Source organism: Vulgatibacter sp., from assembly GCF_041687135.1.
GTDB lineage: Bacteria > Myxococcota > Myxococcia > Myxococcales > Vulgatibacteraceae > JAWLCN01.
This window is the reverse complement of the sequence record NZ_JAWLCN010000006.1, coordinates 30,460-44,468: the sequence shown is the minus strand read 5'-3', so window position 1 is coordinate 44,468 and position 14,009 is coordinate 30,460. Positions and strand designations below refer to the sequence as shown.

The 14,009-nt window shown below is 69.4% G+C and carries 14 protein-coding genes; 2 read left to right on the top strand and 12 right to left on the bottom strand.

Going from position 1 to position 14,009, the window contains the following annotated elements; all coding sequences use genetic code 11:
* The first annotated feature begins 19 nt into the window (after positions 1 to 19).
* A complete protein-coding gene (locus tag ACESMR_RS15095; protein ID WP_373047926.1) occupies positions 20 to 985 on the top strand; it encodes a LysR family transcriptional regulator in 966 nt (321 codons plus the stop codon).
* Here the strand turns inward: ACESMR_RS15095 and ACESMR_RS15090 are convergent.
* The 8 genes from ACESMR_RS15090 to ACESMR_RS15055 form a co-directional block, all read right to left on the bottom strand.
* Positions 954 to 2,021: a CNNM domain-containing protein gene (locus ACESMR_RS15090; protein WP_373047925.1), complete on the bottom strand. Its 1,068-nt coding sequence runs from the start codon at positions 2,019 to 2,021 to the stop codon at positions 954 to 956. The genes ACESMR_RS15095 and ACESMR_RS15090 overlap by 32 nt on opposite strands.
* Before the next feature lie 8 nt (positions 2,022 to 2,029).
* Entirely contained in the window at positions 2,030 to 2,257 is a 228-nt protein-coding gene (locus ACESMR_RS15085; RefSeq protein WP_373047924.1) for a hypothetical protein, read from the bottom strand.
* 65 nt (positions 2,258 to 2,322) lie between these two features.
* Positions 2,323 to 3,396, bottom strand: a complete 1,074-nt coding sequence (locus ACESMR_RS15080; RefSeq protein ID WP_373047923.1) for a CNNM domain-containing protein — start codon at positions 3,394 to 3,396, stop codon at positions 2,323 to 2,325.
* Positions 3,397 to 3,568: 172 nt separating this feature from the next.
* Complete coding sequence (locus ACESMR_RS15075) at positions 3,569 to 5,278, bottom strand: 30S ribosomal protein S1 (protein WP_373047922.1); 1,710 nt, start codon at positions 5,276 to 5,278, stop codon at positions 3,569 to 3,571.
* Between the two features lie 327 nt (positions 5,279 to 5,605).
* The gene (gene ispH / locus ACESMR_RS15070; protein ID WP_373047921.1) at positions 5,606 to 6,511 is read right to left on the bottom strand and encodes a 4-hydroxy-3-methylbut-2-enyl diphosphate reductase; all 906 of its coding nucleotides are present in this window, start codon (positions 6,509 to 6,511) and stop codon (positions 5,606 to 5,608) included.
* Between the two features lie 24 nt (positions 6,512 to 6,535).
* Positions 6,536 to 7,243, bottom strand: coding sequence for a (d)CMP kinase (gene cmk / locus ACESMR_RS15065; RefSeq protein ID WP_373047920.1), 708 nt, complete (start codon positions 7,241 to 7,243; stop codon positions 6,536 to 6,538).
* The gene (gene hisC / locus ACESMR_RS15060; protein WP_373047919.1) at positions 7,240 to 8,328 is read right to left on the bottom strand and encodes a histidinol-phosphate transaminase; all 1,089 of its coding nucleotides are present in this window, start codon (positions 8,326 to 8,328) and stop codon (positions 7,240 to 7,242) included. Before hisC ends, cmk begins: the two co-directional genes overlap by 4 nt.
* Before the next feature lie 53 nt (positions 8,329 to 8,381).
* Positions 8,382 to 9,347 (bottom strand): acetyl-CoA carboxylase carboxyltransferase subunit alpha, encoded by a 966-nt coding sequence (locus ACESMR_RS15055; protein ID WP_373047918.1) that lies wholly within the window; start codon positions 9,345 to 9,347, stop codon positions 8,382 to 8,384.
* 95 nt (positions 9,348 to 9,442) lie between these two features.
* On the opposite strand from ACESMR_RS15055, the gene ACESMR_RS15050 reads away from it, so the two are divergent.
* On the top strand, positions 9,443 to 9,760 hold the full coding sequence (locus ACESMR_RS15050; RefSeq protein ID WP_373047917.1) for a hypothetical protein: 318 nt from the start codon (positions 9,443 to 9,445) through the stop codon (positions 9,758 to 9,760).
* Between the two features lie 4 nt (positions 9,761 to 9,764).
* Here ACESMR_RS15050 and miaA read toward each other — a convergent pair whose 3' ends face one another.
* The 4 genes from miaA to ACESMR_RS15030 all read right to left on the bottom strand — a co-directional run bounded on the left by miaA (position 9,765) and on the right by ACESMR_RS15030 (position 13,932).
* Positions 9,765 to 10,721, bottom strand: coding sequence for a tRNA (adenosine(37)-N6)-dimethylallyltransferase MiaA (gene miaA, locus ACESMR_RS15045; protein WP_373047916.1), 957 nt, complete (start codon positions 10,719 to 10,721; stop codon positions 9,765 to 9,767).
* A gap of 5 nt (positions 10,722 to 10,726) precedes the next feature.
* Positions 10,727 to 12,016 carry a histidine--tRNA ligase gene (gene hisS, locus ACESMR_RS15040; protein ID WP_373047915.1) on the bottom strand — a complete coding sequence of 430 codons (1,290 nt, stop codon included), beginning with the start codon at positions 12,014 to 12,016 and terminating at the stop codon, positions 10,727 to 10,729.
* Complete coding sequence (asd, locus tag ACESMR_RS15035) at positions 12,013 to 12,870, bottom strand: archaetidylserine decarboxylase (protein ID WP_373047914.1); 858 nt, start codon at positions 12,868 to 12,870, stop codon at positions 12,013 to 12,015. The genes hisS and asd overlap by 4 nt, the downstream gene beginning before the upstream one ends.
* Before the next feature lie 144 nt (positions 12,871 to 13,014).
* A complete protein-coding gene (locus tag ACESMR_RS15030) occupies positions 13,015 to 13,932 on the bottom strand; it encodes a hypothetical protein (protein WP_373048091.1) in 918 nt (305 codons plus the stop codon).
* Positions 13,933 to 14,009 lie beyond the last annotated feature (77 nt).

The following is a 14,009-nucleotide window of genomic DNA, read 5'->3' as shown; positions in this document are numbered from 1 at the left end:
GATCGTTCGGAGGTGACGAATGCAGCTCCCCGACCTCGAATCGCTCCGCTGCTTCGACGCGGCGGCGAGCCACCTCAACTTCCGCCGCGCCGCCCGTGCGGTGGCGCTCTCGCCGGCAGCCTTCAGCGACAGGCTGAAGCGGCTGGAGGAGACCCTGCGGGCGGAGCTCTTCGTCCGGACCACCCGGCGGGTGGCGCTGACCGCTGCAGGGGAGCGACTCCTCCCGCAGGCGCGGCGCACGCTGGACGAAGCGGCACGCTGCCTCGCCGTTGCGACAGACGCCGGCACCCCGCCCTTCGAGCTCCGCGTCGGCACCCGCTTCGAGCTGGGCCTCTCCTGGCTCACCCCGGCGCTCGGGCCCCTGCAAGCGGCGCGGCCGGAGCGGACGGTCCACCTCGCCTTCGGCGACGGTGACGCGCTCCTCACCCAGGTCCGCGACGGCACCCTCGACGCCACGGTGACCAGCAGCAGGCTCGCGGGCCGCGCGCTCCGCTACGAGGTGCTCCACCCGGAGGGCTACGTCTTCGTCGGTGCAAAGCGGCTGCTGCGCAGCGAACCGCTCGCGGCGCCAGCGGACGTCGCGCGGCACACGCTCCTCGATCTCGGGCCGGATCTGCCCCTCTTCCGCTACCTGATCGACGCGGCGCCGGTGGGCACCCGCTGGCCCTTCGCCCGCAACGAATGGCTCGGCAGCATCGCCGCCGTCCGCTACCGGCTGCTGGAGGGAGCGGGGGTCGCGGTGCTGCCGCGCTACTTCGTCGCGCCAGATCTCGCGCGCGGTCGCCTCTCGGAGCTGCTCCCGCGGCTGGAGCTCGCCACCGACGCCTTCCGCCTGGTCTGGCGGGCGGGCCACCCCCGGGAACAGGAGCTGCAGGCGCTGGCGGCGGAGCTCCGGGCGCTGCCCCTGCGTCGACGGAACGCCGGCGCGCAGGCGCCCGCGGGTGGGAAGGAGATCACACCGATCGATCGGTGTCGGGCAGGTTGACCTGCATGCGCTGCAACCGCCGGTCGCGCAAATCCGCCGCGACCTTGCGCAGGTCGGCGACCGCATCCGACTCGTCCACCAGCTCCGCCCCGAGGATCGTCTCCACCAGGTCCTCGAGGGTGACCACGCCGCTCACCCCGCCGTATTCGTCCGTGACGATGGCCAGCTGCTCCCGGCGCCCGGTGAACTGCCGCAGGGCACCGTCGACGGAGACCAGCTCCGGCACGAAGAAGGGATCGCGGAGGAACCGGACCAGCGGCGCCTCCTGCGAAGTGCCCTTCGCCACGGCGGTGAGCACGTCGCGCACGAGCACGTAGCCGATCACGTGATCGGGGCTCTCCTGCCAGACCGGGATTCGCGAGTGGACCATGGCCGCGGGATCGCCGAGGAGGTCGGCGACGCTGGCGTCGGCAGGCTGCATCTGCACCACGATCCGCGGCGTCATCACGTCGGCGACCTTGACCTCGCGGAAGCGGAGCACGTTGGCGATGAGGGTCGACTCGTCGTGCTGGAGCAGCCCCTGCTTCGCGGCGAGGGCGACCAGCGCGCCCAGCTCACCACGGGAGATCTTCACCTCCGCGCCCTTGGCGAAGAGGCGGGTGAGCATCCGGGTGAGGAAGAGAAGCGGAGCGAGCCCTTTGATCAAAAGCCGGATCGTGCGGGCGGTGAAGCCGACGAGCGCCGACGCCTGGGTGGTGCCCAGCGTCTTGGGGATGATCTCGGTGAGGACGAGGATCGCGAGGGTGAGCACCGCCGAGAAGACGCCGAGCCAGGCGTCGCCGAAGACCCGGGCGGCCTGCGCGCCGGCGAGCGCGGCGCCGATGGTGTGCGCGATGGTGTTGAGGGTGAGGATCGCGCCGATCGAGTCGTCGAGCCGCTCCTCCTTGAGGTGGAGCATCAGCGTGGCGCTCTTGTCGCCGCCCTGCTTGCGCCCGAGCAGCTCTCCCATCGACACCGAGAGGAACGACGCCTCCAGCAGCGAGCAGAGGAAGGAGATGGAGAGGGCGACTACGACGTAGGTGAACAGGAGGGCCATGGTCTCGTTCAGATCCGCTCGATCTCGAGGAAATACTCGAGCTCGTCGGGCAGGAGCGGAAGGCCGGTCGCCTCGGCGACGGCCCGGGCCTGCTCCGGCGTGAGCGGGATGAAGTCGTCGGGGCCCGGGTCGACGTCGCCCAGGATCGGCACGAGGAGCTGGCGATCGGCGAGCCGGTGCTCCTCCGCGCGCTCACAGCTGTCGATCTCGAAGCCGGCAATCACATAGTTCTTCACGAACGGCTCCCTTGCGCAGGAAGCTGTCCCTACCACGGCGCGGCCTGTTTGGGCGCTCCGATCCTTCAGTGGGACGGGGCCTGCGGCCCGCCCACCGGGGCGAGGCGCATCCGCTTGAGCCGCTCGTCGCGGAGGCGCACGGCGGCAGCCCGGAGATCCGCCTCGGAATCGAGCTCGTCCACGAGCTCCGCCCCGAGAATGGTCTCCACCAGATCCTCGAGGGTCACCACGCCGCTCACCCCACCGAACTCGTCGGTGACGATGGCGAGCTGCTCCCGCCGCCCGAGAAATGCGCGCAGCGCCGACTCCACCGAGACGATCTCCGGCAAATGGAAGGGCTCGCGGAGGAAGTCGCGCAGCGGCCGCTCCCGGGACGAGCCGCGGGCCACCGCCTCGAGGACCTCGCGCTGCAGGACGTAGCCGATCACCCGATCCGTCGAGTCTTCCCAGATCGGAATGCGCGAGAAGGTGAGCGCCTCCGGATCCTCGAGCAGCTCGTCCACGGTGGTGTGGGCCGGGTGCATCTTCACCACCACCCGCGGCGTCATCACGTCGGCGACCAGCACCTCGCGGTTCCGGAGGACGTTGGCGATGACCTTCGATTCCTCGGGCTCGAGACTGCCCTGCTCCGCCGCCACGTCGACCAGCGCCCCGATCTCGCGGCGCGACACCCGCAGCTCGGTGCCCCTGGCGAAGAGGCGCGTGAGCCAGCCGGTGACGAAGAGGACCGGCGCGAGGAGCCAGGCGAGGAAACGGATCGTGGTGCCAGTGAAGCGGACCAGCCCCGCGGCGTGGGTGGTGCCTAGGGTCTTGGGGATGATCTCGGTGAAGAGCAGGATGGCAAGGGTGAGCACGGCGGAGAAGGCGCCGACCCAGTTGCTCCCGAAGACCCGTGCCGCCTGTGCACCGGCAAGCGCCGCGCCGATGGTATGGGCGATGGTGTTGAGGGTGAGGATCGCCCCGATCGAATCGTCGAGCCGGTGCTCCTTGAGCTCGAGCATCTGCTCCGCCGCCACGTCGCCAGCCTGTTTGCGGGCGAGGAGCTCCCCCATCTGCACCGAGAGGAAGGACGCCTCGAGGAGGGAGCAGAGGAAGGAGACCGAGAGGGCGATGCCGACGTAGAGAAGGAGAAGGAGCATGCGAGACCGTACGGCTGCTCCTGCAGCGCAGCCGGGCCATCAAGATGCGACCTCCGCTCCGGATGGGCAGCGCCCCTTCGAGGAGGTGGGATGCCAGAACGACGAAACCCCCTGCCGCCACGGTGGGCTGCAGGGGGCTTCGTTTGGCAGCTCTTCGCAGAGCCGCTACCGCTTAGCCGCGGTTGAACTTCTTCATCAGGTCGCCGAGGCGAGCCTTGCCGAAGTCCTGGCCCTGCTGGCGGAGGTAGTCGCGGTAATCCGACTCACCCGAGAGCACGGCCTTGGCCGAGAGCGCGATCTTCCGGTCGACGGTGTTGATGTCGATGATCTTGACCTCGAGCTCGTCGCCTTCCTTGCAGACGTCGGCAGGCTTCTCCACGCGCTCCTCGCGAAGCTCGGAGACGTGCACCAGGCCCTCGATGCCCTCCTCGATCTCGACGAAGGCGCCGAAGTCGGTGACCTTGGTCACCTTGCCCTTGACCACGCTGCCGATCGGCATGCGCTCGGCGAGGGTGTCCCAGGGATCCTGGTGGAGCTGCTTGATGCCGAGCGAGAAGCGCTCGTTCTCGACGTCGATGTTGAGAACGACGGCCTCGACCTCGTCACCCTTCTTGAAGAGCTCGCCCGGGTGCTTGATGCGCTGGGTCCAGGAGATGTCCGAGACGTGCACCAGGCCGTCGATGCCTTCCTCGACACCAACGAAGATGCCGAAGTCGGTGACGTTGCGGATCTGGCCCTTGATGACCGAGCCGATCGGGTACTTGTCCTCGAGGAGGGTCCAGGGGTTCGGCTCGATCTGCTTCATGCCGAGCGCGATGCGCTTGGCCTTGGGATCGATGTCGAGCACCACGGCCTCGACCGGGTCACCGACGTTGATGAGCTTGGACGGGTGCTTGACGCGCTTCGTCCAGGACATCTCGGAGACGTGGACCAGACCCTCGACGCCCTGCTCGATCTCGATGAAGGCGCCGTAATCGGTGAGCGAGACGACCTTGCCCTTGACGCGGGTGCCGACCGGGTACTTCTCGTCGGCGCGGTGCCACGGATCCTCCTGGATCTGCTTGAGACCCAGGCTGACGCGCTCGGTGTTCGGGTCGAACTTGAGGACGACGACGCGAACCTCGTCACCGACGTTGAAGACCTCGCTCGGGTGACCGATGCGGCCCCAGCTCATGTCGGTGATGTGGAGGAGGCCGTCGATGCCGCCGAGGTCGATGAAGGCGCCGTAGTCGGTGAGGTTCTTCACCACGCCCTTGAGGATTGCACCCTCCTGGAGCTTGGTGAGGGTCTCCTTCTTCATCTCCTCACGCTGCTTCTCGAGGAGGACCCGGCGCGAAAGCACGATGTTGCCGCGCTTCTTGTTGAACTTGATGACCTTGAAGTCGAAATCCTTGCCGATGTACTGGTCCAGGTTGCGGACCGGGCGGATGTCGACCTGCGAGCCGGGGAGGAAGGCCTTCACGCCGATGTCGACGGAGAGACCACCCTTCACGCGGCCCACGATGGTTCCGTGGACGAGCTCGTCCCGCTCGCAGGCGGCGGAGATCTCGTCCCAGATCCGCATCTTGTCGGCCTTCTCCTTGGAGAGGACGACCATGCCCGTCTCGTTCTCACGAGACTCGAGGAGCACCTCGACGGAATCACCGGCGGCGACGCTGGTCTCACCCTTGGCGTTGGTGAACTCCGAAAGCGGGATCTGGCCTTCGGACTTGTAGCCCACGTCGACGATGGCGAAGTCCTTGGTCACCTGGATGACGGTGCCCTTGACGACTTCACCTTCCTTGAGAACACCCTCGCCGCCGCGCTCCTTGAGGGACGCTTCGAACATCTCGGCGAAGTTCTCTTCCTGCTCGGTGAACTGCTCCTGCGGATTCACGTTCATGTAAAAACCGACTCTCTTCGCGGTACTGCTGCGACACTGCCCCCTGGTCCAATACGGAAAAACGCCGCCACGGGGAGCGATGGCGGCGGCCCAATATCATATTCCGGGCGATGCAGGAAACCTGTTGCCTGGTGTCCGCTTCGGAACGCGCACCCTAGTCAAGCGATTCCGGGGTGTCAAGCAGCCCCGACCGGGCCGAAACGCCCGATCCATCGCCGGCGCACGCGCCGAATCGTCCTCCTGCCAACGCGCCGCCAGAGCGGAACATTCGCACAGCGCCGCACACCGCAAGAGACGGGCAGCGGACCGCCCGGCAGGCCGCTGCCGTCAACGGTTGGCGTGGGTCGGCGTGAAGGAGGGCTGGTGGTAGCGCCGCTCCGCGCCCCCGGCGGCGAAGGTGTCGATCTGCGCTGCCACCGACTCGATCACGTCGTCCGGGGTGGAGGCACCGGCGGAGAGGCCGATCTCCTCGAAGCCCTCGAACCAGGCGGCCTCCAGCTCCTCGGCCCGCTCCACGTGGTGGACCCGGTCCGGCGGGAGGATCTCCGCGCCGATCTCGGCGAGGTGCCGGGTGTTGGCGCTCATCCTGCCGCCGACCACGATCAGCACCTGCACCGACCGGGCGAGCTCCCGGACCTCGGTCTGCCGCTCGGCGGTGTCGTAGCAGATCGTGTTGATCGCCCGGACCTCGCGAAAGCGAACCGCGGCCTCGGCCACCACCGCCTTGAAGTGGGTGGCGTCGTTGGTGGTCTGGGAGATCACCGCCACCTTCTTCACGCCGGGCAGATCGGGGATCGGCTCGCCGGTCTTCAGGATGGTGTAGGGGCCCTCGGCGTAGGAGGCGACGCCCTTGATCTCGGCGTGCTTCTCGTCGCCGACGATGATCAGGTGGTAGCCGTCCCGGGAGAGGCGCTGCGCCATCACCTGCGGGAACTTCACGTAGGGGCAGGTGCCGTCGATCACCGGCAGACCGCGATCCTTCGCGAGGGCCTGCTGCGGGACCACCGCGCCGTGGGTGCGGATGATGAGGGTGGTGCCTTCCGGCACGTCCTCGACCTGCTGGTAGACCTTGACCCCCTGCCCCTCGAACTTCTCGATGGTCTGGGGGTTGTGGATCACGGGGCCGAGGGTCGCCACCGGCGTGGTCGCAGCGGCGCTCGTCTCGAACACCTTGTTGACGGTGCGCCGCACACCCCAGCAGAAACCGGCAGTCCTGGCGATCGTGATCCGCATGGTCCTCTCCTCGCTGCGCGCTCTCTAACCGCGGAGCGTGCCCGAAGCCAGCCGCGATTCGACCTCGCCGACGATTCTGTCGACCACCTCGTCCATGGAGAGGTCGCTGGTGTCGACCACCACCGCGTCGTCCGCGGGCCTGAGCGGGGCGATGGCCCGCTCCATGTCGTCCTTGTCCCGCTGGTTCTGATCCGCCAGCACCTCGGCCAGCGTGATCGCGTCGCCACGGGCCGAGAGCTCGGCGTGGCGCCTGGCGGCCCGGACGTCGGGGCGGGCGGTGACGAAGAACTTCGCCTCGGCATCGGGGAAGACCACCGTGCCGATGTCGCGCCCCTCGAGGACGGCGCCCTTCCCCGCCCCACGGGCGAGGCGGCGCTGGAGCTCGAGGAGCCCGTCGCGCACCACCTGCCTGGCGGAGACCGAGGAGGCAGCGCGGCTGATCTCGGGGGTGCGGATCGCCGCGGAGACGTCGGCGCCGTCGAGGAAGACGAGCTGGCCGCCGCCGGGCCTGGGCCGGAACTCGATCCGGATCCTGCCGAGGAGCCCGGCGAGCCCCGCGTCGTCGTCGAAGGCGATCCCGTCCCGCACCGCGGCCCAGGCCACGGTGCGGTAGATCGCCCCGGTGTCGACCATGGCGAAGCCGAGCCGCTCGGCGACCCGGCGGCTCACGGTGCTCTTGCCGGCACCTGCCGGGCCGTCGATGGCCACGAGGAAGGCGCCGCCGCGGCTCACGCCCGCAGCACCTTCTCCAGGGCAGCGAAGAGCCGCTCGTGATCGGTGGCGGTGCCGGTGTTGATGCGGGCGCAGGTCCCGAAGCCGTAGCCGCCCATCGGGCGCACGATCACGCCCTCGCGCAGCAGCGGCTCGTAGAAGGGGCCTGCGGGCCGGTGGAAGTCGACCAGGAAGAAGTTCGACTGCGACGGCGTGAGCGAGAGGCCGAACTTCGGCAGCTCGGTCGCGAGCTGGAGCAGGCCCTTCGCGTTGAGCTCGTGGGTGCGCTGCACGTGCTCCGCGTCGTCGATCGCCGCCATGCCGGCCACCTGCGCTACGCCTGAGACGTTGAAGGGCGCGCGGGTGCGGTTGACGAAGTCGCAGATCTCCGGCCGCGCCACCGCGTAGCCGAGGCGGATCCCGGCGAGGCCGTAGGCCTTCGAGAAGGTCCGCATCACGATCAGGTTGGGGAAACGCTTCCGGAGCTCCATCGACTTCGGGTAGTCGGCGGCGGTGACGTACTCGAAGTAGGCCTCGTCCATGACGACGATGACCTTCTCGGGCACGGACTCGAGGAAGCGCACCACCTCCGCCTCGGGGCGGTAGGTGCCGGTCGGGTTGTCCGGGTTGGCGATGAAGACGAGGCGGGTCTTGTCGGTGACCGCCTTCGCCATCGCCTCGAGGTCGTAGTGCCGATCCTGCATCGGCACCTCGACCACCTTCCGGCCCACCGCCTGCGCGGAGATCTTGTAGATGACGAAGGTCTGCGCCGAGACGAGGAGCTCCTCGTCACCGTGGACGAAGGTCCGGATGAAGAGCTCGATCAGCTCGTTGGAGCCGTTGCCGAGCATCAGCTCCTCGGACTTCACCCCGAGGAAGCCGGCGAGCTTCTCCTTGAGATAGAAGCTCGCGCCGTCCGGGTAGAGGTGCATCTTCGGCAGCGCCTGCGCGATCGCCGCCATCGCCTTCGGCGAGGGCCCGAGCGGGTTCTCGTTGGAGGCGAGCTTCACCGCGTTGGAGATCCCGTACTCGCGCTCCGTCTCTTCGATGGGCTTGCCGGGGACGTAGGGCGACAGGCTCGAGATGAAATTCGGGACCAGCGACATCTGCGGTGACTCCTTCGGACTTCGAAACTTCGATACGGGGAGCGCGGGCGGGATCAGCCGAGTTCTTCGTCGAAAACACCCAGCGCGCGGAATTTCGCGTAGCGATCGTCGACCAGCTGCTCGGGCGAGAGCTTCTTCAGCTCGCCCAGGTGCCGGCGCAGCGCGTTGCCCAGCCGCTCGGCGGTGAGCTTCGGATCCCGGTGGGCGCCACCGGGGGCCTCGGCGATCACCTCGTCGACGATGCCGAAGCCGGCGAGGTCGGGGGCGGTGAGCTTCAGGGCCTCCGCCGCCTTCTCGGCCTTGGTCGGGTCGCGGTAGAGGATCGAGGAGCAGGCCTCCGGCGAGATCACCGAGTAGACCGAGAACTCCATCATCAGCACGCGGTTGCCGACGCCGATGGCGAGCGCGCCGCCGGAACCGCCCTCGCCGATCACCGTGCAGATCACCGGGACCTTGAGGCCCGCCATGATCTCCAGGTTGTAGGCGATCGCCTCCGCCTGGCCGCGCTCCTCGGCACCGATGCCCGGGTAGGCACCCGGCGTGTCGATGAAGCAGAAGATGGGGCGGTTGAACCGCTCGGCCATCTCCATCAGGCGCAGGGCCTTGCGGTAGCCCTCGGGACGAGGCATCCCGAAGTTCCGCTGCATGTTCTCCTTGGTGGAGCGACCCTTCTGGTGGCCGAGCACCAGCACCGGCTCGCCGTCGAAACGCGCGAACCCGCCGACGATGGCCTGGTCCTCCGCGAAGCGACGATCGCCGTGCAGCTCGACCCAGTCCGTGAAGAGATGCTGGACGTAGTCGAGCGTGTAGGGCCGGCCATGGTGGCGCGACAACTGCACCACCTGCCAACGGCTGAGGTCGGAGAAGATCTCGGACTGGAGCTTCTTCGCCTTCCGTTCGAGCTTGCCCAGCTCGTCACCGAAGTCGTTGGCCCCACCCGTGGAAAGCTGCTTCAGCTCATCGATCTTCCGCTCCAGCTCGAGGAGCGGCTTTTCGAATTCGAGCGCGTAGTGGCTCATGGTCCGCGCGGTTTAGCATCGCCGCGTCCGGGAGTAAACGGCGCGTTGGGCCGACCTGTGGGTTGAAGCGGTGCGTCGTGGCTAGCTTGCTCGCCATGGAATGGCTCGTTCGCCTGCTCGTCCCCGTCGCCCTCGCCCATCCCGGCCACGTGGAGCCGGCCTGGTGCGACCCCGGCCCCGCCCTCTCCTGCCCGCTGCCCACGGCCGAAACGAGCGGCCGGTCGGAGATCCACCTGGCCCGGATGCTGGTCGAGCGCGGCCTCGCGGCACAGGCGGCGGTGCGGGTGGCGGAGGAGGCGAAGCACGACGCGGAGGCGGCGGCGATCCTCGCGCAGGCGCTGGAGGCGCTGGGTGACGCGAAGGGTGCCGAGCTGGCAGCGGCCCGGGCGGCGACGCTCCGGGCGGCCAAGTAGCGCGTCAGCTCGCGAGCGCCGCCGCGATTCGGGCTGCAACCGCATCCGGATTCGCCGGCCAGGGCAGCCACTCCACCTCGGGCATCGCACGGAACCAGGTGAGCTGGCGCTTCGCGTAGCGGCGCTGTTCGACGCGGGTGCGCTCGAGGGCCTCTTCGGCGGAGATCGCGCCGTCGGCCAGGAGCAGCGCCTCGCGGTAGCCCATGAGCCTCTCGAGGCGGGCCCGGGCTTCCGAGTCGGCGGCGACGCGCACCGCCTCCTCGACGAGGCCCTGTTCGAACATCTGCGCCGCCCGCAGGTCGACGCGGCGGTAGAGCTCGTCGCGGGGCGGGCTGCAACCGAGGACCAGGGCCCGGTGGCGCGGCGGCTGCGCCTCGTGGTCGCGGTGGTGGGCGGAGAGGGCCTTGCCGGTGAGGGCGTGGACCTCGAGGGCGCGGACGACCCGGAGCACGTCGGCGGGGGGCAGCCGCGCGGCGGTCTCGGGATCGACCGCAGCGAGCGCCCGGTGGAGCGCCTCCGGCCCTTCCGCAGCGGCGCGGGCCTCGAGCCCGCGGCGCAGGGCCTCGTCCTTCGGCGGCGCCTCGAAGATCCCGCGAATCAGCGAGCGCAGGTAGAGGCCGGTGCCGCCGACGAGGAGGGGGATGCGACCACGGGCGCGGATCGCGGCGATCGCAACTTCCGCCTCCTCGACGAAGCGCGCCGCGGAGTAGTCCTCGGCGGGATCGGCCACGTCGACGAGGTGGTGCGGCACCAGCGCGCGCTCTGCTGCGGTGGGCTTGGCGGTGCCCACGTCGAGGCAGCGGTAGATCGCCTGCGAATCGCAGGAGACGATCTCGACGGGCAGGCGCGCGGCCACGGCGAGGGCCAGCGCCGATTTGCCCGAGGCGGTGGGGCCGACGATCGCCGGCAGCACCGGCCCCGTCGATGCGGAGGCGGTGCGCCGGATCCAGGGCGTGGCCACGGCGCTCACCCGCCGACGCGGCGGGCGACCTCGGCCACGAGCTCGTCGAGGGCGACCTCGGTCTCCTCGCCGCCCCGCATGTCCTTCAGCTTCGCGCGCCGGCTGGCGAGCTCGTTGCCGCCGATCACCACGGCGAAGCGGGCGCCGCGCTTGTCGGCGCGGCCGAGCTGCCGGGCGATCTTGCCGCCGCGGAAATCCGCCTCCGCCGCGAGCCCCTTCGACCTCGCCTCGGTGGCCAGGGCGAGGACCTCCTCGCGGGCGGCCTCGTCGCCGATGGCGAGAAAGAGCGCCGGTGCGTGCGCAGGCACGCCCTGCTGCGCGAGGAGGGCACAGATCCGCTCCACGCCCATGCCGAAGCCGATCGCCGGCGTGTCGGCGCCGCCGAGCTGCTTCACCAGGCCGTCGTAGCGGCCGCCGCCGCAGACCGCGGTCTGCTGGGCGGAGCCCAGGGCGCTGGCGAGGAACTCGAACGAGGTGCGGGTGTAGTAGTCGAGGCCGCGCACCAGGTTCTTGTCGAGCCGGTATTTGATCCCGAGGCGATCGACCGAGGCGCGGACCCTGGCAAAGTGCTCGCTGCACGGCGCGCAGAGGTGCTCGTGGCTCGCCGGTGCGTCCGCCACCACCGCCTGGCAGCCCTCGTTCTTGCAGTCGAGGACGCGAAGCGGGTTGCGCTCGAGCCGGTCCCTGCACTCCGGGCAGAGCTGCTCGCGCCGCTCGCGCAGGAAGGCCGAGAGGAGTTCGAGGTAGGCGGGCCGGCACTGCTCGTCGCCGAGGCTGTTCAAGCGCAGCTCGATCCCCTCGAGACCGAGGTCCACGAGGATCGCGTTGCAGAGCGAGAGGACCTCGGCGTCCGCCTCGGGCTGGGCCACGCCGAAGAGCTCCACACCCACCTGGTAGAACTGGCGGTAGCGGTGCTTCTGCTGCCGCTCGTGGCGGAACATCGAGCCGAAATACCACCAGCGCTGTACCGGATCGCGCATCGGCAGGCCGTGCTCGATGTAGGCGCGGACGGCGCCGGCGGTCCCCTCGGGACGCAGGGCGAGGAGCTTCTTCCCGCTGCGATCCTCGAAGGTGTACATCTCCTTGCCGACGATGTCGGTGGCCTCGCCCACCGCGCGGGAGAAGAGCTGCGCCTCCTCCACGATCGGCGTGCGCACCTCGTCGAAGGCGTAGCGGCGCATCACGTCGCGGAAGACCGCCTCCGCCCGCTCCCACAGCCTGCCGTTGAAGGCGACCGAGTCCCCCTCCGCGGTGGGAAGGACGTCGTTCATGCCCTTGACCGAGTTGATCTTCATGTCGCGTCCTGCTGGGGCCGCCCGCCGATCCGCTCGCCGAGGAGGAGCGGCACTTCCGGCTGGAGCCTGTCGTCGAGCGCCACCTTCCCCCGCTCGAAGCAGAGGATCACGGTGGAGCCCATCTCGAACATGCCGAGCTCGTCGCCCTTGTTGATGGTGCGCGGCGCCTCGTAGCGCACGCGCCTGGCGGGCTCACCCTGGTTGGTGGCGAGTTCGTCGAAGGCGAGGCGGATCCGGCCCACGATGGTGGCGCCCACGGCGATCACCGCGACGCGGCCCACCGCGGTCTCCATCCAGACGATGGCGCGCTCGTTCACCGCGAAGAGATCGGGGACGCCGCGGACCGACGGGCGGTTCACCGGCCAGAGGTTGCCGGGCACGTAGGACCAGCCGGTGATCCTGCCGCCCAGCGGCGCGTGGATGCGGTGGTAGTCCCGGGGCGAGAGGTAGATGGTGGTGAAGGCGCCGCCGGAGAAATGGCGGGCCTCCTCCTCGTCGTCGAGGAGCGCCGCGAGGGAGTAGTCGCGGCCCTTGGCCTGGATCAGCCTGCCGTTCGCCGTGTGGCCCGCCTGGCTCACCGTGCCGTCCACCGGGGAGACGACCACGTCCTCGCCGGGGGCGACGGGGCGGATGCCGGGCTTGAGCTTGCGGACGAAGAACTCGCCGAAGGTCTCGTAGGCCTCGATGGGCAGCTCGGCCTCCTCGACGTTCACCTGGTACTGGCGGGCGAAGGCGCGGATGGCGGCCTGGTGGGCGCCGCGGGCGCCGTCGAGGCGGGTGGCGCCGCCCACGAAGCGAGAGAGCTGGCGCTTGGGCAAAAGCTTGACGAAGGAGAGGAAGGCAGCGTCTTTCATGGGGCGGCGGACTCTAGCAGAGGGGATCTGGTCAGGCGACAACCCTTTGCTCCGCTTCACCTTTCCCCCTCGCGGCCCCGAAACGCGCGACGGGCGGCGCCCTCGCAGGCCCGCCCGTCGTCGTTGCAGCAGCTGGCGCCGGGATTACCTCGCGAGCTCCTCGCGCTCCTCGACGTCGGCGCCGCTCCAGGTCTCACCCTCTGCGAGCTTCCACTCGGAGGGGACCTCCTTCTTCCACGCGAAGCGGGCCTCGATGTCGCGGCCGGTCGCGGAGCGCGACACGACCACCGACTCGATCTCCGCCTGCGTCGCCTGGTTCGGGAGAACCGGGAAGGCGAACGAGCCGATGTAGGCCATCGGCGGGAAGTCGGCGAGCTTCTGCTCCGGGAAGGGGACGTAGGGGCCGGAGGGCAGGCCGAAGGAGGCCTCGGCCACCGGCTTGCCGTCCTTGCCCGCGAGCTTGAGCTGCACGTCCTGGAACGCGGCCTGCACGTCGTAGCGGTAGGAGACGACGCCGTTCGAGCTCTTCTCCTCGAGCTTGCGGCGCTGCGCGCCCCAGAGCACGAAGCGGCCCTTCACGCCCTTCTCACCGTCGATGGTGGTGGGCTCGAACTCGAGGAAGTCGATGCGCATCGCGCCGTCGGCTGCGGTGAGCGCCGGGCTGTAGCGGCCCGCCTTCACCAGGTCCCAGATCTCCTTCACCTGGTCGTAGGAGGCCTTGTAGGCCTCGAACTCCTCGCCGTCGAGCTGGCCGGCAGCCTTGCGCGCCTCGAGCTCCGCCAGGTAGCCGTCCTCGGTGTTCTTGTGGGCCGGGTAGCGGTTGTAGAGCTCGGTGAGCTCGCCCAGGTACCACTTGAAGAGGCCGCGGGCCTCCTCTTCGTAGCGCACGGGATCCTGGATCGCCCGCACGGTCGCGGAGCGCTCGAGGTAATCGGCCCGGATGTCGGCGCGGGCGAGCTTGTATTCGTAGGTCTCGACCGTGTCGTTGTACTTGTTGATGGCCATGACGGAGACGACGATCACGGCGACGGCGGTCAGGACGATCTTGAGGAGCTGGCTCATTCGGTAGGGAGCTCCGAAGTCCGGCGACACATGGCCGGAGCAGGTAAAAATTATGCTAGCAGGGTTCCAAGGCGTAC